This is a genomic window from Marinobacter sp. H13 (assembly GCF_059072335.1).
In genome coordinates this window covers 1,022,789-1,047,102 of sequence record NZ_JCACRU010000001.1, presented here as the reverse complement: position 1 = coordinate 1,047,102, position 24,314 = coordinate 1,022,789, and the positions used below count along the sequence as shown (strand labels likewise).

At 56.7% G+C, this 24,314-nt stretch carries 26 protein-coding genes and 1 pseudogene; 15 read left to right on the top strand and 12 right to left on the bottom strand.

The annotated features are described in order from the left end of the window. The first annotated feature begins 64 nt into the window (after positions 1 to 64). The gene (locus AC5JQH_RS04960) at positions 65 to 1,159 is read left to right on the top strand and encodes a GGDEF domain-containing protein (RefSeq protein ID WP_493805343.1); all 1,095 of its coding nucleotides are present in this window, start codon (positions 65 to 67) and stop codon (positions 1,157 to 1,159) included. Positions 1,160 to 1,175: 16 nt separating this feature from the next. Further along, complete coding sequence (locus tag AC5JQH_RS04955; protein WP_062781449.1) at positions 1,176 to 1,568, top strand: DUF2784 domain-containing protein; 393 nt, start codon at positions 1,176 to 1,178, stop codon at positions 1,566 to 1,568. Between the two features lie 13 nt (positions 1,569 to 1,581). Here AC5JQH_RS04955 and AC5JQH_RS04950 read toward each other — a convergent pair whose 3' ends face one another. Together AC5JQH_RS04950 and AC5JQH_RS04945 are read right to left on the bottom strand one after the other, a co-directional pair. Next, positions 1,582 to 1,785: a DUF3185 family protein gene (locus tag AC5JQH_RS04950; protein ID WP_014578027.1), complete on the bottom strand. Its 204-nt coding sequence runs from the start codon at positions 1,783 to 1,785 to the stop codon at positions 1,582 to 1,584. A gap of 112 nt (positions 1,786 to 1,897) precedes the next feature. Next, the gene (locus AC5JQH_RS04945; RefSeq protein ID WP_014578026.1) at positions 1,898 to 2,530 is read right to left on the bottom strand and encodes a class I SAM-dependent methyltransferase; all 633 of its coding nucleotides are present in this window, start codon (positions 2,528 to 2,530) and stop codon (positions 1,898 to 1,900) included. A gap of 104 nt (positions 2,531 to 2,634) precedes the next feature. On the opposite strand from AC5JQH_RS04945, the gene AC5JQH_RS04940 reads away from it, so the two are divergent. Continuing rightward, entirely contained in the window at positions 2,635 to 3,540 is a 906-nt protein-coding gene (locus AC5JQH_RS04940; protein ID WP_493805342.1) for a LysR family transcriptional regulator, read from the top strand. Here the strand turns inward: AC5JQH_RS04940 and pdxR are convergent. After that, the gene (gene pdxR, locus AC5JQH_RS04935) at positions 3,537 to 4,982 is read right to left on the bottom strand and encodes a MocR-like pyridoxine biosynthesis transcription factor PdxR (protein ID WP_491713902.1); all 1,446 of its coding nucleotides are present in this window, start codon (positions 4,980 to 4,982) and stop codon (positions 3,537 to 3,539) included. The genes AC5JQH_RS04940 and pdxR overlap by 4 nt on opposite strands. 107 nt (positions 4,983 to 5,089) lie before the next feature. Here pdxR and AC5JQH_RS04930 point away from each other — a divergent pair, with 107 nt between their 5' ends. The 4 genes from AC5JQH_RS04930 (at position 5,090) to AC5JQH_RS04915 (ending at position 9,138) form a co-directional block, all read left to right on the top strand. Further along, complete coding sequence (locus AC5JQH_RS04930) at positions 5,090 to 5,692, top strand: pyridoxamine 5'-phosphate oxidase family protein (RefSeq protein ID WP_273156130.1); 603 nt, start codon at positions 5,090 to 5,092, stop codon at positions 5,690 to 5,692. Positions 5,693 to 5,793: 101 nt separating this feature from the next. Next, positions 5,794 to 6,117 (top strand): hypothetical protein, encoded by a 324-nt coding sequence (locus tag AC5JQH_RS04925; protein ID WP_062781459.1) that lies wholly within the window; start codon positions 5,794 to 5,796, stop codon positions 6,115 to 6,117. Between the two features lie 74 nt (positions 6,118 to 6,191). Further along, on the top strand, positions 6,192 to 8,222 hold the full coding sequence (locus AC5JQH_RS04920) for an alkyl/aryl-sulfatase (RefSeq protein ID WP_482901685.1): 2,031 nt from the start codon (positions 6,192 to 6,194) through the stop codon (positions 8,220 to 8,222). Positions 8,223 to 8,232: 10 nt separating this feature from the next. Next, the gene (locus AC5JQH_RS04915) at positions 8,233 to 9,138 is read left to right on the top strand and encodes a homocysteine S-methyltransferase family protein (protein WP_491713903.1); all 906 of its coding nucleotides are present in this window, start codon (positions 8,233 to 8,235) and stop codon (positions 9,136 to 9,138) included. On the opposite strand, the gene AC5JQH_RS04910 is transcribed toward AC5JQH_RS04915, so the two are convergent. Then, positions 9,135 to 9,410, bottom strand: a complete 276-nt coding sequence (locus AC5JQH_RS04910; RefSeq protein ID WP_273068961.1) for a hypothetical protein — start codon at positions 9,408 to 9,410, stop codon at positions 9,135 to 9,137. The genes AC5JQH_RS04915 and AC5JQH_RS04910 overlap by 4 nt on opposite strands. A gap of 141 nt (positions 9,411 to 9,551) precedes the next feature. Here AC5JQH_RS04910 and AC5JQH_RS04905 point away from each other — a divergent pair, with 141 nt between their 5' ends. The 3 genes from AC5JQH_RS04905 to AC5JQH_RS04895 all read left to right on the top strand — a co-directional run bounded on the left by AC5JQH_RS04905 (position 9,552) and on the right by AC5JQH_RS04895 (position 14,169). Beyond that, on the top strand, positions 9,552 to 10,460 hold the full coding sequence (locus AC5JQH_RS04905) for a LysR substrate-binding domain-containing protein (protein WP_273068959.1): 909 nt from the start codon (positions 9,552 to 9,554) through the stop codon (positions 10,458 to 10,460). Positions 10,461 to 10,533: 73 nt separating this feature from the next. Further along, on the top strand, positions 10,534 to 12,417 hold the full coding sequence (locus tag AC5JQH_RS04900) for a monovalent cation:proton antiporter-2 (CPA2) family protein (RefSeq protein WP_493805341.1): 1,884 nt from the start codon (positions 10,534 to 10,536) through the stop codon (positions 12,415 to 12,417). 54 nt (positions 12,418 to 12,471) lie between these two features. Then, a complete protein-coding gene (locus tag AC5JQH_RS04895) occupies positions 12,472 to 14,169 on the top strand; it encodes a BamA/TamA family outer membrane protein (protein WP_493791752.1) in 1,698 nt (565 codons plus the stop codon). A gap of 35 nt (positions 14,170 to 14,204) precedes the next feature. Here the strand turns inward: AC5JQH_RS04895 and AC5JQH_RS04890 are convergent. Continuing rightward, positions 14,205 to 15,105, bottom strand: a pseudogene (locus AC5JQH_RS04890) (biotin carboxylase N-terminal domain-containing protein); the annotation flags it as partial. Positions 15,106 to 15,338: 233 nt separating this feature from the next. On the opposite strand from AC5JQH_RS04890, the gene AC5JQH_RS04885 reads away from it, so the two are divergent. Further along, positions 15,339 to 16,304 (top strand): zinc-binding metallopeptidase family protein, encoded by a 966-nt coding sequence (locus AC5JQH_RS04885; RefSeq protein WP_493805340.1) that lies wholly within the window; start codon positions 15,339 to 15,341, stop codon positions 16,302 to 16,304. Positions 16,305 to 16,324: 20 nt separating this feature from the next. Here the strand turns inward: AC5JQH_RS04885 and AC5JQH_RS04880 are convergent, their stop codons facing one another. Then, positions 16,325 to 16,894 carry an NnrU family protein gene (locus tag AC5JQH_RS04880; RefSeq protein ID WP_092033322.1) on the bottom strand — a complete coding sequence of 190 codons (570 nt, stop codon included), beginning with the start codon at positions 16,892 to 16,894 and terminating at the stop codon, positions 16,325 to 16,327. A gap of 125 nt (positions 16,895 to 17,019) precedes the next feature. On the opposite strand from AC5JQH_RS04880, the gene AC5JQH_RS04875 reads away from it, so the two are divergent. Continuing rightward, entirely contained in the window at positions 17,020 to 17,433 is a 414-nt protein-coding gene (locus AC5JQH_RS04875; protein WP_092033320.1) for a hypothetical protein, read from the top strand. A gap of 34 nt (positions 17,434 to 17,467) precedes the next feature. Here AC5JQH_RS04875 and AC5JQH_RS04870 read toward each other — a convergent pair whose 3' ends face one another. Then, positions 17,468 to 17,995: a prepilin-type N-terminal cleavage/methylation domain-containing protein gene (locus tag AC5JQH_RS04870; RefSeq protein ID WP_491713658.1), complete on the bottom strand. Its 528-nt coding sequence runs from the start codon at positions 17,993 to 17,995 to the stop codon at positions 17,468 to 17,470. A 114-nt stretch (positions 17,996 to 18,109) separates the two neighbouring features. Further along, on the bottom strand, positions 18,110 to 18,769 hold the full coding sequence (locus AC5JQH_RS04865; protein ID WP_092034325.1) for a DUF2238 domain-containing protein: 660 nt from the start codon (positions 18,767 to 18,769) through the stop codon (positions 18,110 to 18,112). Between the two features lie 201 nt (positions 18,770 to 18,970). Here AC5JQH_RS04865 and AC5JQH_RS04860 point away from each other — a divergent pair, with 201 nt between their 5' ends. Beyond that, the gene (locus AC5JQH_RS04860; RefSeq protein ID WP_092034327.1) at positions 18,971 to 19,837 is read left to right on the top strand and encodes a DMT family transporter; all 867 of its coding nucleotides are present in this window, start codon (positions 18,971 to 18,973) and stop codon (positions 19,835 to 19,837) included. 72 nt (positions 19,838 to 19,909) lie between these two features. Here the strand turns inward: AC5JQH_RS04860 and AC5JQH_RS04855 are convergent, their stop codons facing one another. Beyond that, positions 19,910 to 20,626, bottom strand: a complete 717-nt coding sequence (locus AC5JQH_RS04855) for a DNA-3-methyladenine glycosylase family protein (RefSeq protein ID WP_008172349.1) — start codon at positions 20,624 to 20,626, stop codon at positions 19,910 to 19,912. A gap of 261 nt (positions 20,627 to 20,887) precedes the next feature. Here AC5JQH_RS04855 and AC5JQH_RS04850 point away from each other — a divergent pair, with 261 nt between their 5' ends. Both AC5JQH_RS04850 and AC5JQH_RS04845 read left to right on the top strand, forming a co-directional pair. Then, the gene (locus tag AC5JQH_RS04850) at positions 20,888 to 21,145 is read left to right on the top strand and encodes a cupredoxin domain-containing protein (protein WP_092034330.1); all 258 of its coding nucleotides are present in this window, start codon (positions 20,888 to 20,890) and stop codon (positions 21,143 to 21,145) included. A gap of 112 nt (positions 21,146 to 21,257) precedes the next feature. Next, positions 21,258 to 21,908 (top strand): dimethylsulfonioproprionate lyase family protein, encoded by a 651-nt coding sequence (locus tag AC5JQH_RS04845; RefSeq protein ID WP_493805339.1) that lies wholly within the window; start codon positions 21,258 to 21,260, stop codon positions 21,906 to 21,908. A 43-nt stretch (positions 21,909 to 21,951) separates the two neighbouring features. On the opposite strand, the gene AC5JQH_RS04840 is transcribed toward AC5JQH_RS04845, so the two are convergent. The 3 genes from AC5JQH_RS04840 to AC5JQH_RS04830 form a co-directional block, all read right to left on the bottom strand. Then, positions 21,952 to 22,707, bottom strand: a complete 756-nt coding sequence (locus AC5JQH_RS04840) for a putative 4-mercaptohistidine N1-methyltransferase (RefSeq protein ID WP_493805338.1) — start codon at positions 22,705 to 22,707, stop codon at positions 21,952 to 21,954. Continuing rightward, a complete protein-coding gene (ovoA, locus tag AC5JQH_RS04835; protein WP_199185495.1) occupies positions 22,668 to 23,732 on the bottom strand; it encodes a 5-histidylcysteine sulfoxide synthase in 1,065 nt (354 codons plus the stop codon). Before ovoA ends, AC5JQH_RS04840 begins: the two co-directional genes overlap by 40 nt. Before the next feature lie 67 nt (positions 23,733 to 23,799). Then, positions 23,800 to 24,312: an MFS transporter gene (locus AC5JQH_RS04830; protein ID WP_254775558.1), complete on the bottom strand. Its 513-nt coding sequence runs from the start codon at positions 24,310 to 24,312 to the stop codon at positions 23,800 to 23,802. Positions 24,313 to 24,314: the final 2 nt, after the last annotated feature.

The following is a 24,314-nucleotide window of genomic DNA, read 5'->3' as shown; positions in this document are numbered from 1 at the left end:
TATTTGCTGGTGGTCAGGGCGAGAATTTGTTTAGACTCGGCAGGTACAGGGAATAAAGTGCGTTGTGAGCTCCATTTTTATGCCGACTCCCTCGGTTGAAGCGAATACGGTATCCCCCCGCGACATGCTCATGCTGCGACTCTCCATCGTGGTGGGTGGCATTCTGATCTCTTTGTTCATGATTGGTGACCTTCAGTTGATTCCGCCTGAACTGGCGGGCTCTTACATCACCAGCAGAGCCCTCATTCAACTTCCAATTCTTGCTGGCTTGCTTGCTTTCACCTTCGCGCCGCAATTTTTCCGTTTCGCACAAACGGCCTTTCTGGCGACCGTTATCAGCATCACCTACGCCAATTACTACCTCATCCACGTGGCCTGGGAGCAGGCAGCGTTTAGCTTTCCTTACGAGGGTACCTTGCTGTACGCCTTCTTCGGTTTTTTTGTCTTCGGAATGAAGTTCTATTACGCGTTAACCGCGATGCTGATCAGTTCGGTCGGCTTCGTCGGTTTGATGTTCCTGGATCCCGTCTATGGTGATCGAACCTGGATGAACGCGGGGTTCGTGGTTGGCTCATTGTTTGTCGGTGCGATTGGTAGGCACAGGGTCGATCGATTGCTGGGGCAGCTTGAGGAAGCCAACGAGCAGTTGGTTGGCCTGAGCACTGTCGATGGACTAACCGATCTATTCAATCGCCGGGCTCTTATGAGTGAATCCGAGCGGTTGTTTGCTCTGCAGCGGCGCTCCAATAAGCGACTTGCTGTGTTCATGATGGATCTTGATCATTTCAAGCAGTTCAACGACCACTACGGCCACCAGCAGGGTGATCAGGCTATTCGACAGCAGGCTGACATCATGAGGCAGGTATTCAAAAGACAGACCGATATCCTCGGGCGATACGGCGGCGAGGAATTCATGGCCGTGATTGAGGGCGAAGATGCCGACCGGTTTGAACTTCTTGCTGCAGAGGTTCTGAAACAATGGCAGGACCGCGCGGTTCCAAATGAGGATAGCCCCGATAGCAAGGAACTTAGCTGTTCCATTGGAATCTGTCAGGGCCTGGCCACCGAGTTTGATTCCATCGATGAAATGATTCGAAGGGCCGATGAGGCATCGTACCGCGCGAAAAAACAGGGTCGCGCCAGATACGTAATGGCCTAGTGGACGTCGAGTAGCGATGGATAGCCGCTGGTTACTGATCTTTGCTGATACGCTCCTGATCCTGCACACGATGCTGGTAGTTTTTGTCATCCTTGGGCTGGTGGCAACCTTTGCCGGCTATTTCTGCCAGTGGCGCTGGGTTCGCAATTTCTGGTTCCGTCTCAGCCACCTGATTGTGATTGGTGTAGTGGTTCTGCAATCCTGGCTCGGTGTGCTATGCCCGCTTACGACCTGGGAAATGGCGCTTCGGGCAAAGGCCGGGGAGGCGGGCTATGAGGGATCGTTTATCCAGCACTGGCTGCAGTCCATTCTGTATTACAGTGCGCCGGACTGGGTGTTTATTCTGGCCTACACGGTTTTCGGAGCGCTCGTCCTGGCCAGCTGGTTTGTGGTCAGGCCCGAGCGGTGAAAAACAGGCAGGATTATTTCTTGAAAAATGTCAGAAAAGCGCCGGCTGCAGCCGCGGCCGCCCCGCCGATCAGATACCACATGGTCTGGTCTGTAAAACGCCCCGTGACCGTTTCGGACAACTGGTTCCCCAGTGACTGGGTTGATTGGTAGCCGAAATACAGCAGGCCGACGCCAACCACGAGCAAAACGATACCGACCAGCTTTGAACTTCCCATTGAATTCTCCTTCAGATTGAGGCCGCCATTCAGCGAGCCTTGGATTCAGGGCAGCTTGCCATCCCAGTGCGGGTTTTCCAACAGCTGTTTCAATCGATCGACATTGCTCTTCTCATGATGATTCTGGTTTTCTGGCGATCAGGAAGTAAACGTCTTTTGAGGTTTCGGGCACCCACCGATAATCAATCTGGAATCCGGCGCACTCCAGATGCGTCTCCAGCTGACAACGGGACAAGAAATTTACATAGGGCGCGAGTCGCAGACTTCGGGCCAGGGAAGCGACTGGTTTCAAATAGGGGCAAGTATCTTGAAGGCAGGCGGTGTTGCTGATGAACACTCCGCCAGGTTTCAACATACTGAAAACCCGTTGTATCGCAACTTCGGGGTGTCGGAGGAGGTGCAGGATGTTCAACCCCAGGATCGCGTCGAACGCTTGCTGCCGATGTTGCATATCCTCAAGTGTGGCAACCACAAAGCGAAGGTTGTCGGCGTCTTTTCCTGCCTTTCGCTCTCGGGCGATGTCTATCATTCGGGAGGAGGCATCGGTTGCCAGGTAGCTGCGTACTCTGGGCGCGTGAATGAGGGCCGTTGATCCCGTACCACAGCCGAACTCCAGAACATCCATTTCCGGATTGAGATATTTCTGGGTCAGGGCGATCTTTCTCAGATAGGCGTTCTGGTCCGCGATCGGACGGCGGGCGTATCGAGCAGCGCTGCGGTTCCAGAAACGGATGGATGAATTCATGAGTTCGTCTCTCAGGGCGGTTGATTTAATTCCGGGAACAGATTCTATCTCTTCACTTCTGTTGGTAGTATCGACAGAAATTTATTGCAGATATGCATATTTGAATGAATTGGCGAACCGTTAACTTCGATTGGAACCGAGCCCGTGCGTTCCTGGTGACAGCCGAGGAAGGATCCCTCTCTGCTGCAGCAAAGGCTCTGGGGGTTTCGCAGCCGACCCTCGGAAGGCAGGTTGCGGCGTTGGAAGAGGAACTTTCTACGGCGCTGTTTGAGCGGGGAGGTCGTGGGCTGGAATTGACTCGGAATGGCCTCGAACTGCTTGCCTATGTCCGAGCGATGGGAGAGGCCGCAAGCAGCCTCTCACTTGCGGCAACGGGTCAGGCGAAGTCCATTGAGGGCGAGATTGCAATTTCGGCATCTGAAATCACCGCCGCTTACATTCTGCCTCCTATTCTTCAAAGGCTCCGGTACCAGTATCCCGGAGTACGTATCAACCTTGTTGCCTCCAATGAGGCCAGCGATCTTCGCCGCCGTGCTGCGGACATTGCCATCCGGAACTTTCGACCCACAGAACCCGATCTGATTGCCCGCAAGGTGGGGGAATTCTCCGCGACTCTCTACGCCAGACCCGAAATCCTGGCTGATCTGCCATCGCCGTTGACCGACGATCTTTGTAAGGCTCCATTTATAGGCTTTCTTTCAAACAATGAGAGATACGTGGGAGCCCTGGCGCAGCGTGGCCTCAAGCTGCGGGAAGAGCAATTCGTTGCCAGGACGGACAGCCATCTGGTGCATTGGCAAATGGCTCGGACGGGTATCGGTATTGGCATGATGCCCGTTGAGTTGGGTGATGCAGAGCCTGAAGTAGAGAGAGTCTTCGAGGATAGGGTTTTTGGCAGCGATGTCTGGCTGGTATCACATCGGGAACTCAGGATGAACCTTCGGGTTCGGACGGTTTTTGATTTTCTGGTCGCTGAGCTTTCCGAGTATTTTGGGGAATCTGAAAGCTAATTCGACAGAGCTTGGTTTGCTAGCCTGTCCTGGAGATCGGCAACGCATTCGCTGATTTGGCGCTCGTTGGCGCTCGCAAATCCCATTACGAGGCCGGTTCTGGAGGAATCTCCCAGAAAGTGCGCGCTCAGCGGTGTACTGCCAAATCCCCTGGCTTTCAACCATTGGCTGAGCGCCAGGTCGTCAAAATCTCCTTCAAGTACCAGGTGCATCCCCGCGCTTTCCGCCACCGGTTGAGCAAGTCCGCCGAGCTTTTTCGTAACCTCGCTCTGGAAGAGTTGCCATTTGTCCCGGTACAGCTGACGCATTCGCCGCAGATGGCGTGTGAACTGACCACTCTCAATGAATTCGGCGATGGTTGCCTGGACAAGAAGAGGGGTCTCTCCACCGCTAATCTGCTTAGCCCAGAGCAAGGGCTCGACCACCGCCTCCGGGACCACCAGATAGCCCACCCGTAATGCCGGCAGCAGAGTTTTGCTGAAACTGCCCATGTAGAGCACGGGTGCATTCTCGAACAGGCCCTGGATGGCGGCGAAGGGTTTGTTGTAGAAGTGGAACTCGCTGTCGTAGTCGTCCTCGATGATCCAGCATCCGTTTTGCTGGGCCCATTGCACCAGAGCCATTCGCTGGGAAAGGTCGAGGATGCCGCCCATGGGGTATTGGTGAGTGGGCGTGCAGAACAGGAGCCTGGCCCTGGCAGGTTCAAGGCCCTGCAACGCTTCCACATCCAGGACGTGGTTCCTGAGGGGGATTGGAATCGCGGGATTGCCCAGCCGGCCCAGCGCGTTCCGGGCGCCCCGGTATCCCGGATTTTCACACAGGATACTGTCGCCCCGTTGCAGGAAAACGTCGGCAATAAGCGAGAGCGCTTGCTGCGCGCCATTGGTGATTATGACTTGGTGTTCTTCGCAGCGAACACCGCGGGAGGTTCTCAGGTAGGCGGCGATGGCGTGTCTCAGGGGCTGATACCCCTGGATGCTGTCATAGCCCCGGAGAGACCGGCGGCTTTCCTGATGGTGCATGATCCGGTTCCAGCTGCGGATGGGAAACGCATCCAGGTCTGGCAAGCCCGGCTGGAATGGCAAATTGGCGTCTTCAACAGGCTTCGGTGTTCCCGCTGGAAGTGCCGGCAGCGGTGGAAAGTTCATGGAAACGCCACCGGGTTTCTTCAGGCCCGGTCCTGCGGGGTTTATCGCTGATTTGATGTCTTCATGGACAAAGATACCCTTGCCCGCTCGGCTTTGAAGAAAGCCCTCTGCCTTGAGCTGCTCATAAACGGCGTTCACCGTATTGCGGCTGATGCCAAGATCCTTCGCCATCTGGCGGCTGGGCGGAAGCTGGCGCCCGGGTGGGTAGCGCTGGTCGAGTATCCGTTCGGACAACCGTTGATACAGCTGATGCTGCAGCGGATGCGCGCTGTCCAGGCGAATATCATCAATCACATCAACTGGTCCTATCAAAAGTCACAATCTGGATCTTTAAATGGTATCAGAAGTGCCTTTCAATAGAAGTACATTTTGTGAAGTGCAAGACCGGAAAGGAGCTTCTGATGACAACGACTGATTTGGCCGGGCCCAACGCCTCCCCGCTGACTTCCTGTCCACGCAGCAGGGTGCAGAGGGCGGTAAAGCGAGCCAGCTATGACAGGGAAACAGCCTACCGGCTGATTGATCGGCTCAAAACGGCGCATCTCGGATTTGTGGAAGATGGCGAGCCTCGCATCATTCCGATCACGGCCTGGCGACTGGGCGACGACCTCTATGTGCACACGCTTAATGGTGGACGATTGTCCCGGCGTCTGGAATCGGGCGTATTGCTCTGCATTTCCTTCGCCGTGACAAATGAATGGGTGATGACAAAATCGGCGTTCAACCACAGTGCCAACTACGAGTCATTGGTGTTGTATGGCCATGCTGTGCCGGTCACGGACCATGCCGCCTTTGATGCCGCGTTCCGTGCCATCATCAACCAGATCGAGCCCGGGCGGTGGGAGCAGGTAAGGGCGCCGAACAACAAGGAAAGAAAGGCAACGGCGCTGTTCCGGATCCCAATTGATGAGGGAGCCTTCAAAAGCCGGACTGGCGGTCCGAATGACGATCCGGAGGATCTGGGGTTGCCGGTGTGGCATGGGACCCTGCCTGCCGGGGGCTGATTTTGATAGTGCCCGGCGGTGAGAGCCTTCATAGACTACCTGGCTGAGTGCTACTCTGAGATCAGGAAGAACTGAGTGTTTGTCTCATCAAAAGGTTTCCGATGTCTGAAGATCCCCTGAAAACCCTGTCCGACCTTGCCAGCGATGCCCATGCCCGCATCCAGGCAACCCATCAGCACATCAATCCGGTGGTAGAGGTGCGCCGTGGTATGCGTGATGCCGGCATACCGGCGGATGTGATGACCATTGACTGCCTGCGTACCCGCCGAAGGATTACGCTGATCCTTCACGATGAACAGCCGGGCACTCTTCTGTACCAGTTCGTGACCATTGAAGACGAAGTGGGGAACGACTTTCAGCAGATGGCGCTCAACGACATGACAACCACCAAACTGTTCGAGTGGATTCAGGAGTATTTTGGCTAATTTGCACAGATCCGGGCCCACCCTGAAGTAAACTTGGAGTAACCAATAACAATAGACCGACAAGGTTTCCCCATATGCCACTACCCCGAAAGCTTCTTTTCGCTCCTTTGCTGGGCATTACCCTGGTCATGACGGGTTGCGATTCCGGTCCTGATTCTTCCGCAGCCAACAGCGCCGGACACACTGCGCCGACCGCCACGACCGAGCAGGCCAATCGGGATGTGTTGGACCAGCGACCCTTCGATAACCGTGACGATTTCGAGAACGCGCGACGCGGACTGATTGCCCAGGACCCTGAACTGGTCATTGATCATCTGGAAGGCGGTGAAGTCTGGAACATGCCGGCCTACGGATTTATCGACGAGGATGGAGAAAGCGCCCCGGCCTCGGTCAATCCAAGCCTCTGGCGCCAGGCTGCCCTCAACAACATTCACGGGTTGTTCAAGGTCACCGACGGGCTCTACCAGATCCGGGGTTACGACCTGGCGAACATGTCGATCATCGAAGGCGAAACCGGGTGGATCCTGGTGGATCCTCTGACCGCCCGGGAGACCGCCAGCAAAGCCTTCCTGTTTGCTCGAGAACATCTGGGCGAAAAGCCGGTGCGGGCGATTCTCTTTACCCACAGCCACATTGATCACTTTGGCGGCGTGCAGGGCATTCTCCAGCACCTTTCGGACGAGGAAAAAACCAACCTGCGGATTATCGCGCCAGAGGGCTTTGAGGAGGAGGCAACCAGCGAGAACATCATCGCCGGCCCTGCCATGACACGCCGGGCCATGTTCATGTATGGCAAGCGTCTGGATCGGGACGAACGCGGCCATGTAGGCACCGGTCTGGGCAAAGGCCCGGCTTTTGGCACCTTTGGCTTTGCCCCGGCGACGGATCTGATCAGCGAAACCGGTACGGAGCTGGAGGTGGACGGCGTTCCGATGATTTTCCAGATTGTCTCCGGTTCCGAAGCGCCTGCAGAGTTCACCTTCTACCTCCCCGAACAAAAGGCCTTTTGCGGTGCCGAGCTGGTCAGCCGCAATATGCACAACATCTACACCCTGAGGGGCGCCAAGGTTCGGGATGCCCGTCTATGGAGCAGCTTTATCGACGAAGCAAAGACTCTGTTTGCCGACGCCGATATCTACTTCGGCAGCCACCACTGGCCCCTGTGGGGGCAAGAGAATATCCAGGACTTCCTGGCTGTTCAGCGGGATACCTACAAGTTCATTCACGATCAGACGGTGCGTTTGATGAACCAGGGTGCGACGCCCCGGGAGATCGCCGATCAGCTCAAGCTACCGCCGGAGCTGAATCGGGCGTTCCATAACCAGGGGTACTACGGCACCGTGTCTCACAACACCAAAGCGGTGTATCAGCACTACCTGGGGTGGTTTACAGCGAACCCGGCTCAGCTAGACCCACTCCCGGAAAGTGATTCGGCCCAGCGTTATGTCCAGATGATGGGGGGCGCTGAAAAGGTTCTGGAAAGAGCCCGCGAGGATTTCGAGGCGGCCTCTGCCATGGGGGCTAGCGAAGGGCGCGACACCTACCGGTGGCTGGCGGAATTGCTCAATCAGGTGGTCTTTGCCGAGCCGGGGAATGACGATGCAAAACAGCTTCTGGCCAACGTCTATGACCAGCTTGGCTATCAGGCGGAATCCGCCCCCTGGCGGGACTTCTACCTGACGGGGGCATACGAGCTGCGCCATGGTTCGCCGGAAGAGGGCATCAAACCGGCGATGATGAGAGAAGTGCTGCTGAACACGCCGGTATCCCTGTTCTTCGACAGCATGGCGGTGCGGCTGAAGGCCGAAGACGCAGAAGGGGAGAGCGCCGTCATCAAGATTACCTTCACGGATCTCAAGGAAAGTTATCTGCTGACTCTGAAACATTCCGTGCTTCACAACCGACTGGTTAATGAGGACACTCCCGCTGACGCCACATTGAATCTGACGCGGTCTTTGTTTGTGGATCTGTTGATCGGCCGTGCGGGGCTGAAGGAACTTCTGTTCAGCGACGAGATCAGCTTTGAGGGAAGCCGGCTCGACCTGATAGGCTTTTTCAGTATGCTGGACAAGCCTCAGGGCCGGTTCAATATCGTTACACCCTGATGAGTACTTTATGAAATCTGTTGCACTTCTCGATGGCGGCCTGGGCCAGGAAATCTACCGCAGGGCCATGAATGTTACGTCACTGCTCTGGTCAGTGGCGGTAATGAGGGAGCAGCCGGACGTTGTTACCGATGTCCATGCTGACTTTATCAGGGCGGGCGCCCGTACCCTGACACTGAACACCTATGCGGCAACGCCCACACGACTCGCCAGAGAAGGTCTGGGCGATGAGATCGGGGCGATACACCAGCGGGCGTTCGAGGTATTGGAACGAGCCATCGCAAAAACGGGGGCCACGGTTGATATCGCCGGCTGCCTGCCACCCCTGGTTGGCAGCTATCGGGGCCAGCCCGCCCGGACGTTCGATGATCTGAAGTCGGAGTTCGATATTCTCGTTAAACTGCAGGGCGGCGCAGATGTCTTTCTGATCGAAACCATGACCAACGGCCTTGAGGCGAAGGCCGCCTGTGTCGCTGCCGGTGAATCCGGCAAGCCCTTCGGGGTGGCGTTCCGGCTGGAAACCGATGGCAAGCTCCGGTCTGGAGAAACACTTGCCGAGGCGGTCGAAGCCGTTAAGCCGTTCGGGCCAACGGCCGTTATGCTCAATTGCTGCGATCCTGAGGTGATTTCGCAGGCAATGCCTGAGCTGGCCGGGCTGTTTCCCTGTACAGGCGGTTACGCCAACGCGTTCAAAACCGTTGAGCCAATGGCCGGTGGATCTCTGGTGGATGAACTGGAAGCGAGGCCGGACATTTCCCCGGCGGCCTATGGATTACAGGTAAAGCAGTGGCTGGGAGATGGTGCGAGCGTTGTTGGCGGCTGCTGTGAAATTACACCTGAGCACATCCGCCATCTGGCCGATGTGCTGGCAGGCGATTACGATTTGGTGCCATTCTCTGCCCTTGCCGGCACTTAGCCGGCAAGTCGGGGACTTTTTGTCCTTCGTGCTTCCATGGCGCGCTTGGAGCGACGCGCCTCAATGTATTGCACCGCGTCACTCCTGATGGGAAGGTGCAGGGCGCCTTCCAGATCGTGGCGGTCGTAGCCGAGATCCGACAGCGTGTCATCTTTTTCCTGCAGCAGTGACTGCGCCATACGGCGGAATTTCTGACGCCTGGCATACCCTTCAAACCATGACGTGATTGGCTGCATTGCGGCGCTGGCTTCGTGCTCTGTGCTCTTCTGCATATCTATGGCCCCGACAGTTGGTAAATGGCTGCACCAGCTCGCTTGGAGGTTGTATAACTCGCATACGGGTGCCTTCGGTGATTATTCTGGTCTCCTCTAAGCCTTCAATCAAACGAAAAGAATTTAAGATCTCGTTCAATTATGCTTAAGTCAGACCCGGGCCAGAAAACCGAACCGAGAGGTGTATTCGTGAAGATTCCGTTGCTTGATAACGATGTCCTGAGGAGTTTTGTAGCCATCGCTGAGAGTGGCACCTTCACCAGTGCGGCAAAGGTGGTGCACCGAACGCCGTCGGCTCTGAGTATGCAGATCAAGCAGCTGGAGAAGAACCTGGGCAAAACGCTGTTCATTCGAGAGCCGCGACACGTCACCCTGACTGCCGAGGGTGAGGTTCTGCTCGATTACAGCCGGCGGTTGCTGCGCTTGAACGAGGAAGCTGTCCAGCACTTCCTATCGCCCACCCTTGAGGGAAAAGTCGGTATTGGAACCTCGGACGACGTGGGAACACGGATTCTGCCTGAGGTGCTGGCGGAATTCGCAAGATCCTATCCTGCGGTGCTGGTTGATGTGGTGGTTGGCTCGAGCAAGCAAAACCTGGCTCGCCTGGACGCGGGTGAGCTGGACATGACCCTGGTGACCGTGGCAGACGAGGGTGGCATTACCCGCGGTGAGCTGGTTCATGAAGAGCCGCTGGTGTGGGCCGGGCGGGAAGGGTCATCAGCCTTCCAGCGTTCGCCCCTGCCAATTGCCATGGCTCACGAGGGGTGTGCCTGGCGCCGGATGACGCTTCGGGCGCTGGACAGAGCCGGTATACCCTACAGAATTGCCTACACCTGCGAGCACTGTTCAGGGCAGGAGGCTGCAATGTTGGCGGATCTCGCCGTGGCCCCGTTTCCGCAAAGCCTGATACACCCGCCCCTGAAAGAGGTGGCCGGTGACAGTCTGCCGGCGATCGGCTTTTATCAGCTGGCGCTGGTACGCCGGGGTTCAAATCCACTGAATGATGCCCTCGCGTCCCATGTGAAAGACGCCTTCCAGAGTCTACGCTGAACACAGCGGCCTGGAGCGCTTGCCTGTAGGATATGCAGCCAGACTGACGGATTCCGGATCAAGGACACAATTGATGACAGTTTATTTTGTTCAGGCCTTTATTTATCTGGCTGCCGCGGTGATTGCTGTGCCCCTGGCAAAACGTTTTGGCCTGGGCTCTGTACTCGGCTACCTGGTGGCGGGTGTGGTGATTGGCCCGGTGACCGGGCTGGTTGGCCAGGAAGCCAATACTATCCAGCACTTTGCCGAGTTTGGCGTGGTGATGATGCTGTTTCTGGTTGGTATGGAGCTTGATCCCAAGGCGCTCTGGGCCATGAGGATCCGCCTGGTCGGGCTGGGAGGACTTCAGGTGTTACTCACAGCAGCCGCCGGTATGGCCGTGGCCGCGTGGCTCGGGCTTCAGTGGCAGACGGCCCTTGCGGTCGGTCTGATCTTTGCCCTGTCATCCACCGCTATTGTCTTGCAGACTCTCAACGAAAAAGGGTTGGGCAAAACCGAGGGTGGGCGCAGTGCCTTCTCGGTCCTGCTGTTTCAGGACATCGCTGTAATTCCGATGCTTGCACTGATTCCCTTGCTGGCTCTGCCGGAACTGATGGACGCTTCGGGCACCTCCGCTGACCACAGCGGTCATCTCAATCTGGTGAACAGTCTGCCGGGTTGGGCTCATGGGCTGGTTTTGGTGGCGGCCATCGGAGCGGTAATTGTGGGCGGCCACTACCTGAGCCGGCCCCTGTTTCGCTACGTGGTGCAATCAGGTTTGCGCGAAGTGTTCACGGCCACTGCTCTGATGCTGGTAATCGGGATTGCTGCTCTCATGAGCCTGGTAAACCTGTCTCCGGCGTTGGGTGCCTTCCTGGCCGGTGTGGTGCTGGCCAACAGTGAATTCCGGCACGAGTTGGAAGCGAATATCGAGCCGTTCAAGGGGCTGCTGCTGGGCCTGTTTTTCATTACGGTTGGCGCTGGAATCAATTTTGACGTGTTGTCCGGGCAATGGGGCACCGTGGTGTCCCTTGCGGTCGCGGTCATTGCGGTCAAGGCGACGATCCTGCTCGGTCTGGCGCTGCTTTTCAGGGTGCACGGCAGCAATGGCTGGTTGTTTACGCTGTCACTGGCACAGGCCGGTGAATTCGGCTTCGTTCTGCTGACCTACAGCGTACAGAACAACGTGATTCCCGTGGAAACCTCGCAGATTCTCTCGCTGGTGGTGGCGCTTTCCATGTTTCTTACGCCGCTGCTGTTCATTGTGTACGATCGGGTTGTGCTGCCCCGCTACCGGCGCTCAAAGAACGTTGACCGCGAGGCAGATGCCATCGACGAGCAGGCGCCGGTTATTGTCGCGGGTGTCGGTCGTTTTGGCCAGATTGTCTGCCGGCTGTTGCGGGCCAATAATGTTCCGATCGTGGCCCTGGACCATGAAATAGAGCAAATCGAGAATCTCAGGCAGATCAACATCAAGAGTTTTTTCGGGGATGCCAGCCGGCCGGATTTGCTGGAGACAGCGGGCATTGGGCAGGCCCGCTTACTTGTAGTGGCCATTGATGACCGTGACCGATCCGTGCAGATGGTGGAGCATGTGAAACAGTTTTTTCCGGGTGTTTGGGTGCTGGCCCGCGCCTTTGACCGTGGCCACGGATATCGTTTGATGGAAGCAGGGGCCGATGATGTTGTCAGTGAAACCTATCACTCAGCGCTTGAGCTTGGCGGCCATGCATTGACCGCCATGGGCGTGCATCCGATGCGTGCCCGGCAGATGACCTGGGCCTTCCTGGACAACGAGAAAGCTCACGACGACGAGCTGTTCGACGCCTGGAAAGAAATTGAGGAAGGCATCCGCTTCAGCCCCCGTTATGGTGAGCTTTTCATGAAGCTGGAACAGGCGTTGAGCAACGCCATGCAGGGCGACTGGGAAGAACCGAAGCAGGAAGATGTCCCGATCTGGAGGCCGCCCGACCGTTGACAGTGAGGTCAGCCTGCCCGGATTATTGTCTTGGTGTCTGTAGAGGTCAGTATTGTGTTCAGGAAAACGTTTGTTGTCTCCGGGCTGGCTCTGGCCGGCTCGTGCCTGGGTGCGGAACCAGCCAGGGAGGGCTGCATCACCAGCGATATTCAGCCAGAGGCGATTGATCTGGACAAACCGAGGGATCAGCTTGCCCGCCAGAGTGATCTGGTGATTCCGGAGGGTGCCCGGATCAGCAACATCCGGATCCTTCGCCGCCCCATCTTTGATACCACCGATCCGGAGCAGGACAATGCGCTCTATCGAACCCTCAATGCACTCAATACGCCGACCTGGGAGTCCGCCTTGCGCGCCCAGCTGGTGTTTGAGGAAGGGGATGTCTACGAGCCCGAGCTTATTTCCGAGTCCGAGCGGGTGCTGCGCCAGCGGGAATATTTGACCGCTGCATGGGTGGGCGTCACCCGGGTTTGTGGGGACGAAATCGAGGTAAGTGTTCTGACGCGGGATACCTGGACACTTTTTCCCAGCGTTGGCGTGTCGCGATCTGGCGGTGAGAACACCACCAACTTCGGGCTGTCTGATCCCAACTTTGCCGGGTCAGGCAAAAGCCTTGGCATCGGCTATGCGAAAGACCCGGACCGTACCGAAACCAGTCTGTATTTTGATGACCCCAACGTCTTGGGCTCGCACTGGCAGGCGGGATTCTCGTTCGATGAGAGAAGCGATGGACGGGGCCGCAGCGCCTACCTCGAGAGGCCTTTCTTCAGCGAGACCACAAACTGGCGGTTTGGCCTGAGCGGCATCGATGACGTGCGGGAGGAATCCCGTTATGTGGGGGCTGAGGCTATTGCGGATTATCGACGCAGCCAGGAATTTTTCAGTATTGATGGGGGCTGGCGCCTGGCCGAGCGGAATGACCGCCAGCTCCGATTACTGGCGGGCTATCGATACGATGCCCTGGAATTCGAGAGGCTCCCCAACGAACCCAATCTGGACATCCTGCCCGACGACCGGACTCTGAGTTACCCCTGGGTTGGCTTCGATTACCGCCAGAACCGCTTCCGGGAAATGACCAATCTGACGCGGCTCCAGCGAGTGGAGGATGTGCGTGATGGCTTCGTGTGGCGAACCGAGCTGGGCTACTCGGGCAGCGGGCTGGGTGCCACCGAGGACCGTGTGGTTCTGAATATGGATTTCAAGGATGTACTGCATGCATCGGAAACCAACTACGCCAGCTACACCCTCAGCCAGAGTGGCACTTACCGGCTCGACGAAGACCGGGTGGAAAATCTGTTGGGGACAGTGAGCGTTCAGTATTTTCACGGCGGCTCCGAGCGTTGGAACAGCTGGTACACCAACCTCGCCTTCACGGCAGCGCACAATCTGACAGCGGACCAGCAACTGCTTATTGGCGGTGAGAACGGTTTGCGCGGGTACCCCAGTGAGTACCAGCAGGGCAACCGCCGCGCGCTATGGACCCTGGAGCGGCGTTATTTTCCGGACTGGCATCCGTTCAAGCTGTTTCGGGTGGGCGGCGTACTCTTCACCGATGTAGGCCGGGCCTGGTTTACCGATGACCGGAACAATGGACCGGACGAAGGCGTGCTGAAAGATGTTGGCTTCGGCATGAGGCTGGCGTCCAGCCGTATCGAGGTGCAACGCATGCTGCACCTGGACTTTGCCTTCCCCCTGGATGGCGACGACAGTATCGATGATGTTCAGATTCTGTTGCGGGGGCGTAGCCAGTTCTAGCGTCACCAGGTGTCGACAAACTGTCCCCCGCGTTAGCATCGGCCGGAGACAATGCCGAGCGTGGGCACCACGCCTGAAAGCCTGGCCATGCTGACAAAGGTATGACAGTCGAGAAAGGACACGCCGTTGGTGTCGGTGTCGGATGGGCGGCCACCGCCGCCTTCCGCAAACAGAACCAGCGGAATTCGCCATTGCCCGGCCAGAGCCAGGATGCGGTCTGCCTTGCGGTGATTGGTGAGCCCCCGGTTCCGCGGCAACTGTGTGGATGATGCCGGATTGCGTTGCCTTGACCACGAATTCCATTTTCATGGCTTCAAGTACCACCGGTCAGCCGGAACTCGCACAGGGCCCGATACAGCCGTCGGAGTGTTGTTGGATAATCGCTGCCGTGGGCAACCAGCTTGGCGAGCAGGGAGTCAAACGACGGACTGACGGTATAGCCGGCGTAACCATAGCCATCGACTCGTAAACCGGGGCCCGACGGTGGCTCGTACGTACTCAGTGTGCCGGTCGCGGCAATGGCCTTGAGCATCAGAGGGCCATGCTCTCTCAGGAAAGCCCGGGCTTCGCCAAGGCTCACCGTTTTGTTGATGCCCTTGATCAGAGCAACGTCGCAGCTCTGTGCCAGAGCCCGGGCTGCCGATTTGTCGCCAAACCCTTCCAGCACCTCTGGCGACGGGCCAATAAAGACCAGACCGGCCCGCTCGCATTCGCGGGCAAAACCGGCGTTTTCCGCCAGAAAGCCGTAGCCTGGATGGACCGCTTCGCAGCACGGCCCTTGAGAGCCACTGCCTCATCGGCCATACGGGTATGCAAACTGGCGGCATCGTCTTCAGAGAATACGGTGACCGCCCGCATACCCAGTTCGCTGCAGGCTCTGGCAATACGGATCGCGATTTCGCCGCGATTGGCAATCACTACGGAGCGGAAAGTCATGGTACCTGGTTCCCCGGGGTGTGATTCTTATTATGGGTGACAGAGTCACCATCCTGGAAACGCCACCCGGATGAGGCAAATGAATTTGTTTGAGGGCGGGTTATAGATATTGGTTATGTTTTAGCAGGTAGCGATTGACGACTTGGCTGGTTTTCCTTTGCTATAGGGTATAGGTTCGGGAGAGCGGCAATTCATTTTCAGGCACACTGCCGTTCAAAAGGAGCACCAGCTCTATGAAGGTTTTTTCTAACCCGGTTGGTTCCGGAAATCTGTGGTTTGATAATCTGACCACCGCTCAGGGTACACCGGTCGCTTACGACCCACAGGCCAGGGCGTTCGTCCCCATGCCTCCGTTTTGTGTGAACCGAGATATTATCGGCTGCAACTGGATTGCGCCGGAACAGGGGGCCTTCTGTCGGTCTTGTGCGATGACGGCGCTGGCACCCGATCCCAACATTTTCAATGCCATGCCGAACTGGGCCGAAACTGAGGCTGCAAAGCGCTGGGTGCTGGATAATCTCGGCCGTTGGCACTGGTTCCGGCCGGAAGATCCTGGCACCCGTCCGGTTTTCCACATGTTGGCGGAAGGCCTGACCCCGGTTGCCATGGGGCACGCCAATGGTGTGGTAACGATCAGTGTTGCAGAAGCGGATCCAGTGGTTCGTGCCACCCGGAGGCAGGCCCTGGACGAACCCTATCGAACCATGGTCGGCCACATACGCCATGAAATCGCTCATATGCTCTGGTGGCGCCTGAGTTTGCGTGAGGACTTTCTGGATGCGTTCCGGGAGATGTTTGGTGATGAACGCGCTGATTATCCGACAGCGCTTGAGCATCATTACCATAACGGTCCGCCGGAAGACTGGAGGCTTTTCTACCTGACCAGCTACGCCTCGGCACACCCGCACGAGGACTGGGCGGAGACTGCGGCACACCTGCTGCACCTTACGGACATCACCGACAGCCTGGTGTCATCCGGTCTGACCTCGCCCGAGGTGCCGAGACAGGGTTGGGATCCCTACTCGGAGCCCGACACGGCCATGCTGATCAATGTTGCTGCGTCACTGGCCATCCGGGTTAACCATGTGAACCGCTCCATGGGACTGTCTGACCTCTACCCGTTTGTCCTGTCCGAAACGGCGCAGCGCAAGCTTGCGTTCGTGCACGACTGGTTGCGCCGCGGGGCCCAGGGCCTCTAGTCCAGGTGAGTGCCGGTCAATCAGACCGGCGACACGCCAAAGAGCCACTGGTGGGCCCACACCACCATGACCACATACACGGCAAGGCCGCCAACGATCGCAATGACGTCATTGGCTTTGGTGGCTGGCAACGTGGTGATGGCGCGCTGGGTTCTGCGCTTCATGGAGATCCGGTCGGCTACCGCCCAGGCAAGGAAGGAGCCGAACAGCAGAAGGTCGTGGAGCATCCCGTTCGCCAGAAGGTGAGCCAGAGCCCAGAGTTTGACGGCAATGAGCATGGGGTGCTTCAGTTTTGCCTTGATCTTACCCGGGAGGTAGGTGGCGAACAGTAGCGGGAATACAGGCACCAGAAGCAGGAATGACACGTGCTTGAGCCACGCCGGCGGCATGTAGATCACCGTCGGATCCATCCGGGCGGCGCCGTAACCCCAAACGATCAGAACCAGACCGACGAGGGACACCACGGAATACAGTCCTTTGAAGGCTCCCTCGCCCATGGACGCGTTCAGTCGGTTGCGCAGGGGCTCGTTTATGATTGAAAGCGAATGCACGCCCAGAAACAGAATGAGACCAACGATCAGTGTGGTCATTTGCAAAACTCCTTTTGGCTTGAGCGACAGGGTTGTCTGATTGGCAGGGCGCTTTCCTTGGAAAGCCCATTTGGTTGAAATCCAGATAAGTATAGGAAACCGGGACAGCAGATGCCTGAGCGTTTATGATCGGCGATCTGATTCACCGGATTGAAAAGGCGCCCATGAAGTTTCCCAAGGTCACTGTTGTACTGGTATCTGCCGCCCTGCTATTTGTTCTATGGGACCAGACCCGTGAACAGCCCGACCCCATCGATGCAAACCGCCTGACCAATCTCCGGGCCAATCCTGTGGAACTCAGTGCCGCAGTCGACTGGATTTTCACCCAGATTCCGGACTTCTGTTCCGACGCCGCGGGCGAAGGCAGTGGCACGAAGGTTCACGCTGATTGCGTCGAAAAAGCCGAGGCAAGAACCTCTACTTGCCGTCGGATGCTTTACGATCGATTCCCGAGTGTTGTTGCTTCAGAGGCGACTTTCCGGGATGTTTCGCTCACGGCGATGGCGTGCGTTGTGCCCCGTTCAGGCTTGGTAAAGTAGGCTGCATTCAACGGATTTTCGGATAAGACGTGTGTCAGCATTCCGAGGTTATCTGGGTCACCGTGCATTCCGGATCGCCGAAGGAATCGTATTCGACATAGCAGCCGGGGCCGGCGCCAGATCCTGCAGGCAAAGAAAACCCTACACGGGTGTACTGGTTGTCGACGAAGGTCTGCAGGGAGGAATCGTTGGCGTCCACCGAGATGTAATCAAGCATTGTTAGCGTATCATCCGCCTCGGCGCGGCTTTCTGGGCACAGGTTGCGCCAGTCGACTTCCGAGCGGCCCGCTTCAGTTTCTATTACATAGTTAGTCTGTATTCCGCCGGGATTGCTGGCTGCTGGGGACAGCCCCTGTGCATAGGCTTTGCTTCTCACTATTCCTATTGTGCTTTTCATCGTGCCTTCCAGTGAATCCAATGCCGCCAGGCGGGCATCGGTTGAGAGGTCCGAAAATCGTGGCAGTGCAAAGGCGGCCAGAACTCCAAGAATGACAACGACGAGAACCAGCTCGATCAGGGTAAAACCTTGTGAGTCTGAGATTTTCTTACACGATAAAAACATGAATGGCTTCGTTCGACGGCTTTGAATTTGCACGCATTATCCCATTTGACAGGTCATGACGCCACGCCCTCTCTGACGGGGCCATCATGCTTGCATGTCATTTCCTTAAAATCATTAACGTTTGAAAAATCGCGGATTTCTTTCAATAAAAGAGTCAATCCAGCGCTCCAGAAAGGAACGTTTGTCAGGGTTCTTCAGGTAGCGCCATCCCAATATTGAAATGACCAATGCCCCCGTCGCATCCACGATCAGGTCCCACATGGTATCCGTCAGTCCGGAAGGATCACCAAGCATGGGTTTTTGCATATTCATGCCAAACAGGGAATCCATGGTGAACTCGAAAACCTCCCATAGTGCGCCCACGCCCAGTGCAAACATGAACGCGAAAAATGCGACAAAGCCGGGGTTCATGTGCACGTGAATCTTTTCGGTCTCGTTCATGATGTGCACCAAGAGGAACCCCAAAATACCTAACAAGAATCCCGATGTGGTGTGCAGCGCCATGTCCCACCACCAGAAGCGCGTGTAGTAATCACGGATCTCCCCGAGAAACAGGGAAGCAAACACAAACCCTATGGCGGCCAGTTGCAGTTCCGGCGGAATGTGGATTCGGAAACGGCGTTCAAACAGCAACGGGAAGAAGGTGATGGCGATAATCATGGCCGTCAGAAATGCGGTGAACCATCGTTGGCCCCAGATCGCAAACACTGCTTCACCAAGCAGTATCAATTGCAGAGCAAGAGTAACCCTTTGATGCGTTACGCGAATGCGCATAGGTCTCCCAAGTGAGTGGTTAAACGGCACTTTTGCATGAGTTGTACGGCGTTGGTATAGGGATGTAGGATCAGTCTGGACGAGAGGCCGCCTCAAGAATCATCCATGGTTCAGCAGGATCTGACAAGTTTTGGTGCTGTCCTGGTTCTACTCTGACCCCCGATCAACCATTGTTCCCGATAGCTACAGGACCCCACTGGCATGCCCATCTCTGTTCACTATGGTTTGACGGTACTGATCTGGGGTCTCACCTGGACAGCGATTCGTCTGCAGGTTGAAGCGGCGCCGGTCGACATATCCGTGTTTTACCGATTCTTTATGGCTTCTGTCGTGACACTGGTGGTTCTTGCCATGGTGCGCAGGCTGGAGAAGTTGACCCTGAAACAGCACGGTTGGCTGGTGCTGCAGGGGGCAACCCTGTACAGCCTGAACTTTCTGCTGATTTATCGTGCTGCAGAATCGATGACAAGCGGTCTGCTGGCGGTGGTGTTTTCGCTGGCCGCTCTGTTTAACGCTTTGAATGGCTGGCTCTGGTTACGGCTCCGGCCTACCGCCCGGCTTTATCCGGCGATCTCTCTGGGGATCACAGGTGTGGCACTGCTGTTCTGGCACGATCTGCAACTGGGGAATGCCACAGCCACCAGCATTCTTTTCGCCATTGGCGGCACCTTCTGGTTTTCCATGGGTAACCTGGTAAGCATCAAGGTGCGGATGTCTCAGGTGCCGCTGTTACTGGCCAATGCCTGGGCCATGGTTTACGGCGCGGTGATTCTTGGCATCTGGTGCCTGTTGCTTGGTGTTGAGTGGGTAGTCCCCACCTCAGCGACTTTCTGGGGCGCAACCGTCTTTCTGGCCGTTCCCGGCTCAATCATCGCTTTCTATTGCTACATCACGGTGATTCAGACGCTCGGCGCTGACAAAGCAGGCTACGCGACGGTACTTTTCCCCGTGGTTGCCCTGAGCGTTTCGACCTGGCTCGAGGGTTTTGAGTGGACAACAACGGCGGTACTGGGTGCCACGCTGGCACTGCTGGGAAATTACGTTTTGTTCCGACCGGCCAAAGCATAGCGCTTGTGAAGTTCGCGCAGGGCATCTGAGAGCGCAGGGAAAGGACCCTCAGTGGGAACGCCCGGAACAACCTCATTGATCGGAAGGGTTGCCACGGGTGGTGGCGCCACGTGCAGTTCGTCCAGCCAGGCTGAAAGCTGCTCTGACGAGCTTGCATAGACGATTCGCCCAAGGCCAACCCAGCCGTGTGCAGCCGCGCACATCGGGCAGTGCTCGCCAGGGCGCCCACTGTTCGGCAAAGGCCAGTTGCTCTTCTTTTGTCGGTCGGGCATCCAGATTTTTGATGTCCTGTATTGCGGATGCCAGTGCCAGGTCGCCTTGGGGCCAGACATCCGGCCGTCGTAGCGCCATCATGTAATAGATGTCGACGGTCCAGGGCCCCAAACCGGGTACTTCTAAAAGGTGGCTTCGGCCCTGCACATCGTCAAGCTTTTCGACTTGCGCGAGGTCGAGTTTGCCGTCGGTTATGCGGTTGGCCAGCTCGACACAATACCTGGATTTCTGTCGGGTAAGCCCGACTCGTCTTAGCTCAGGCTCGCCAGCCCTCTGGACCAGTTCCGGGGTTACCGATCCAAGGTGGGACGCTAGCCGCTGGAACATCGTAGCTGCGGCTTTGAGCGAGACCTGTTGTTCAAGGATGATGTGGATCAATGATGCAAACCCCGGTTCGCGAGTCCAGATTGGAGGGTATCCCAGTCGGGCTCGCACCTCGTAAAGATCGGGATCTTTCTCAGCGAGGACGTCAACGCCCATTTTCAAGGTTTCGTCAGTGATCGTCTTTTGTTGCATAAAACCCTGTTCGGCTCTATGGGGATTATCAGATCAGTCGAGCAAACTGGACTGCTGCTTTGGAGACGACGCCTACGAGGTCTGTAAACATCATAAAAGTGTGTACGACACAGACCGTCTTTGGTTCTCAGGCCTGTCAGTCGGCGAAACACGACCGTCATTCCCATAGGGATATGCCCGTAGCTCCGAAAACAATCCTGATGTGAGTGGGGTGCGTAATTCCTAGTGCTTTTAAGGTCCGACCAATGAGGTGAAGTTACTATGAAATTAACTTTCAAGAATGGTTTAGCCGCAGTTGCACTGACCCTTGCGTCCAGCCTCGCTATGGCAGCAGAGCATGTCGTTGAAATGAAAAACTCTGGCGCTGACGGCGCAATGGTCTTTGAGCCAGGATTTGTGAAGGCTGAGCCCGGCGACCCGGTCAACTACGACGCTGCCAAAGCCGCGGTGGACAAGCTGACCGCTGCTGCCGCCACGAATAAGGATCGGCTGAAGGGTTACTTCGAGCAGGTTCAGTAATCTGGTTGAAGCCGTTTTTGCCGCGCCCTCCGGGGCGCGGCATTGTTTGTGAAACACAAAATCACCTATCCTGAATCCCGAACTTCCGGATATGCGCAGGAGAAGAGCGGATATGGCCAGACTCTCAGATCATGTGGATTGGCAATATGTGTTTCGGGAGTACTGGCACCTCTATAGATTTGGTTCTGCGGGTGGAAACCCGGTCATTCGTTCGCATCTCAAAGATGTCCGAAATCGACTTAATGCTGAACTTGAGTCCAATCCTGTTGTTGAGTTTGACCAACCTGTGCAGCTTCCAGTATGCGCATGGCTCGGGCGGGCTCTGGACCAGGGATTGAGTGAGCGGACCGCACCAGTTGTTAGAGCCCTGACGCGAGTCTCTGGCCAGCTTACCTGGCGCTATGGCTATGAAAGGATGCATAAAAGCCTGGCCCGTAAATACGCGTACGCTGAGCTGATGGGCCCGAACGGACCTGTGCTCAGCAAAAACGTCATACTGGGCCTGGTGCTATTCGGCCCAAAATGTACGTATCCGGAACACAGTCACGACGGCATAAGCGAGTCCTACATCTGTTTGAGTGGTTCGGTCTCTGACAGCAGCTACAGCGTATTTACCCCGGGCGCTCTGTTCTTCAACCCGCCGGAAAAAGCCCACCGTATGACCACCGGGGACTTTGAGCCTACGCTCCTGGCCTACGCCTGGACGGGGACACCTGAAAAGCTCGCGAACCAGAAAATGAGCTTTGCGGGACGCAAGAGTTAAACGACCTGGTTCAGCCCTTTCAGAGGAGAGATTGCCGCGCTGATCAACGCGGCAACCGCTCCCAGATAGTTACTTCCGACAGGGTATGTTGGAACTTGTGCTGGGTTTCGCGGATAACGAAAGGCACCTTTCTCGGCTGACTGACTAGCCTGAAATGCTGTGAGAGGTGCTCTTTCAGGCCATCCAGCGTGGTGTGGTTCTCACCATCCTTTTTGAAACCGCCAATCCACTCTTCCTTCGGCGTGTGTTCCTCCAGCCAGGTGTAGGGTGAAGCAATAACCAACAGCCCACCGTCGTTGATTCGCTCGTGAATGCTGTCCAGGAAACGCCTTGGGCGGTAGAGGCGATCAATAAGGTTGGCCGCCATAACAAGGTCGTAGCCCGAGTACTGCGGTTTCAGGTTACAGGCATCCCCCTGGTAGAAGCTCACGTTCTCAGAACATTCCTCGAGGCCAAGTTCTTTGAGCGTTCGGGTGTGATAGCTGACCAGTTCGCCTTCCTCTGCAAGTGCATAGCGAATGGAGCCTTGCTCGGCCATTTCCACGCCCAGCCTGATAAAGTTGGCTGAGAAATCGACGCCTTCCACCTGGTCAAAGCGCCTTGCCAGCTCGAAACTGGACCGGCCACAGGCGCAGCCCAGATCCACTGCTTTGCCGGTGGGCTTGCCATTCATGGCACCCAGGGCCAGATCCGCCAGGGCCTTCGGAAAGTTTTCCACGCCAAACCAGGTGTCACCGAAGTGGAGCTCCGCGTATTCAGTCAGCAACCGGTCGCTTTCGTAGTAGGCATTGGGTTGCACCGCTTCGCTTTCCGAGTCGATGTAGCGGAAGCCGGGCAGGAAGATGCTCCATGGTCCAGGTGCAGGTTGGCGTTGGCAGGGTCGTTGTCCACCTCTTTGATACCGGTTTCCTCCCGTTTCCACTCGCAAAAGGCTTTTGCTTCGTGGTAATTGACTTCCACCGGCCAGTCCCACGGCATCTCCACTTCCTCGGTCATCAGTCGCAGGTGCCACCCATTCTGCCAGCGCCAGAACGTTGGATGCCTGGCCTTGGCGAATTGGCGCCAGGCGCAACCTTCTTCACTCCAGAACCGGTCTTCCTGGTAACCGCCAGCTTCAACAAACGCCAGGAATTCCTGATTGCTGACCAGATACTGACTGGCCCTGAACTCATCGACCTCGGCTTCATGCTCGCCGTATTCATTGTCACAGCCGTAGTAGGCGTCATCGTAGGGTTTGCCGATTGAAACTGTGCCGGCTGGCACGGTGATCAGCTCGTTTTCCGGCGCTTCACCGGTTTCACGAATCGGGGCCCCTTCCGGCTGCGGGCGGACCATTGCCAGATCATGCTGGCGGATCAGTACAGACGAGGTCTCCAGATGGATACGCTCGTGCTCGACGCCCATGACGATGGGCCACCAGGGGCTCTCCCAATTGATTGGCAGGCTGAGCGGCAGTGTTTCGATCAACTCGAGAACGGTGGCCCGGACTTTGGCCCGGTAATCCATGACTTCGGCGACGGTAGGCCAGTCGTAATGGTCCTCGTCCAGATCGTCCCAACTCATCTCATCGACACCCACTGCAAAAATCGACTCCATGCGCGGATCGATGCGCTCGGGTAGCAGCTTGGCCAGAACCAGCTTGTTAACGAAGAATGGTGCGGTGTGGCCAAGGTAGAAAATGAGGGGGTGTCTCAGAGGGATCGACTTCTGGAAGTATCCGGCGTCCTCAGCAAACCTGTCGTGCGGCACGCCGCTCTGGATGAGAAGGCGGTTTCCGGTATTGGCACTGTCATTGTCGAACACGTCCTTTGTTTTTTTACCCACATGCATACGTTTCGATGGTCAGGGATGGTTCAATTCTCCCTGCAAACCGTTTAGAGCTTCCCTGTGGTCAAAATGTTACACGCCAGCTTCTTTCGCCAGGGCGACTGTCCGGGGCGCGCACCAGCTGCACCGAGGAGAATCGCCGTAGTAACGGACGGTTGATCAGGTTCAGGGCAGCCATGAACGCAATGTTGGCGGCGAATAGAATGGCAAACGTGCTGTTGGAGAGGCCAGACCATTCCTGGTAGATGAACGGGGAATGGGTGATGAACAACAGCATGGTGCTGAAACACAGAACCTGAATGCCGATAAAACGCATGGTGGTTTTATGTCTGAGCACCAGCAGGTAGTTGGTCACCAGGGACCGAATCGGTGTGGTGGTCGGGATTCGAGGCTGGAGCTTCGGAAAAAGCGCAACCTGCAGCGTCAGGACAAGAAACGCGGCATAGCCCGCCAGCATGAGAAGTATCCACTGCCACTCGCCAAGCGCCAACATGAGTGACCCCAGCGAGGGTGCTGCAGCGGGCGCTATGAACATGATCAGCCCAATGAGGCCGAACAGCCGGGCGGCGGTTTTCATCG

What these genes read in the sequence shown, in the direction of transcription:
- AC5JQH_RS04955 (WP_062781449.1), top strand. Translation starts at nt 1,176, where the DNA reads ATGGATAGCCGCTGGTTACTGATCTTTGCTGATACGCTCCTGATCCTG.
- AC5JQH_RS04950 (WP_014578027.1), bottom strand. Translation starts at nt 1,785, where the DNA reads ATGGGAAGTTCAAAGCTGGTCGGTATCGTTTTGCTCGTGGTTGGCGTC.
- AC5JQH_RS04945 (WP_014578026.1), bottom strand. Translation starts at nt 2,530, where the DNA reads ATGAATTCATCCATCCGTTTCTGGAACCGCAGCGCTGCTCGATACGCC.
- AC5JQH_RS04940 (WP_493805342.1), top strand. Translation starts at nt 2,635, where the DNA reads ATGAATTGGCGAACCGTTAACTTCGATTGGAACCGAGCCCGTGCGTTC.
- AC5JQH_RS04930 (WP_273156130.1), top strand. Translation starts at nt 5,090, where the DNA reads ATGACAACGACTGATTTGGCCGGGCCCAACGCCTCCCCGCTGACTTCC.
- AC5JQH_RS04925 (WP_062781459.1), top strand. Translation starts at nt 5,794, where the DNA reads ATGTCTGAAGATCCCCTGAAAACCCTGTCCGACCTTGCCAGCGATGCC.
- AC5JQH_RS04920 (WP_482901685.1), top strand. Translation starts at nt 6,192, where the DNA reads ATGCCACTACCCCGAAAGCTTCTTTTCGCTCCTTTGCTGGGCATTACC.
- AC5JQH_RS04915 (WP_491713903.1), top strand. Translation starts at nt 8,233, where the DNA reads ATGAAATCTGTTGCACTTCTCGATGGCGGCCTGGGCCAGGAAATCTAC.
- AC5JQH_RS04910 (WP_273068961.1), bottom strand. Translation starts at nt 9,410, where the DNA reads ATGCAGAAGAGCACAGAGCACGAAGCCAGCGCCGCAATGCAGCCAATC.
- AC5JQH_RS04905 (WP_273068959.1), top strand. Translation starts at nt 9,552, where the DNA reads ATGCTTAAGTCAGACCCGGGCCAGAAAACCGAACCGAGAGGTGTATTC.
- AC5JQH_RS04900 (WP_493805341.1), top strand. Translation starts at nt 10,534, where the DNA reads ATGACAGTTTATTTTGTTCAGGCCTTTATTTATCTGGCTGCCGCGGTG.
- AC5JQH_RS04885 (WP_493805340.1), top strand. Translation starts at nt 15,339, where the DNA reads ATGAAGGTTTTTTCTAACCCGGTTGGTTCCGGAAATCTGTGGTTTGAT.
- AC5JQH_RS04880 (WP_092033322.1), bottom strand. Translation starts at nt 16,894, where the DNA reads ATGACCACACTGATCGTTGGTCTCATTCTGTTTCTGGGCGTGCATTCG.
- AC5JQH_RS04875 (WP_092033320.1), top strand. Translation starts at nt 17,020, where the DNA reads ATGATCGGCGATCTGATTCACCGGATTGAAAAGGCGCCCATGAAGTTT.
- AC5JQH_RS04870 (WP_491713658.1), bottom strand. Translation starts at nt 17,995, where the DNA reads ATGTTTTTATCGTGTAAGAAAATCTCAGACTCACAAGGTTTTACCCTG.
- AC5JQH_RS04865 (WP_092034325.1), bottom strand. Translation starts at nt 18,769, where the DNA reads ATGCGCATTCGCGTAACGCATCAAAGGGTTACTCTTGCTCTGCAATTG.
- AC5JQH_RS04860 (WP_092034327.1), top strand. Translation starts at nt 18,971, where the DNA reads ATGCCCATCTCTGTTCACTATGGTTTGACGGTACTGATCTGGGGTCTC.
- AC5JQH_RS04855 (WP_008172349.1), bottom strand. Translation starts at nt 20,626, where the DNA reads ATGCAACAAAAGACGATCACTGACGAAACCTTGAAAATGGGCGTTGAC.
- AC5JQH_RS04850 (WP_092034330.1), top strand. Translation starts at nt 20,888, where the DNA reads ATGAAATTAACTTTCAAGAATGGTTTAGCCGCAGTTGCACTGACCCTT.
- AC5JQH_RS04845 (WP_493805339.1), top strand. Translation starts at nt 21,258, where the DNA reads ATGGCCAGACTCTCAGATCATGTGGATTGGCAATATGTGTTTCGGGAG.
- AC5JQH_RS04830 (WP_254775558.1), bottom strand. Translation starts at nt 24,312, where the DNA reads ATGAAAACCGCCGCCCGGCTGTTCGGCCTCATTGGGCTGATCATGTTC.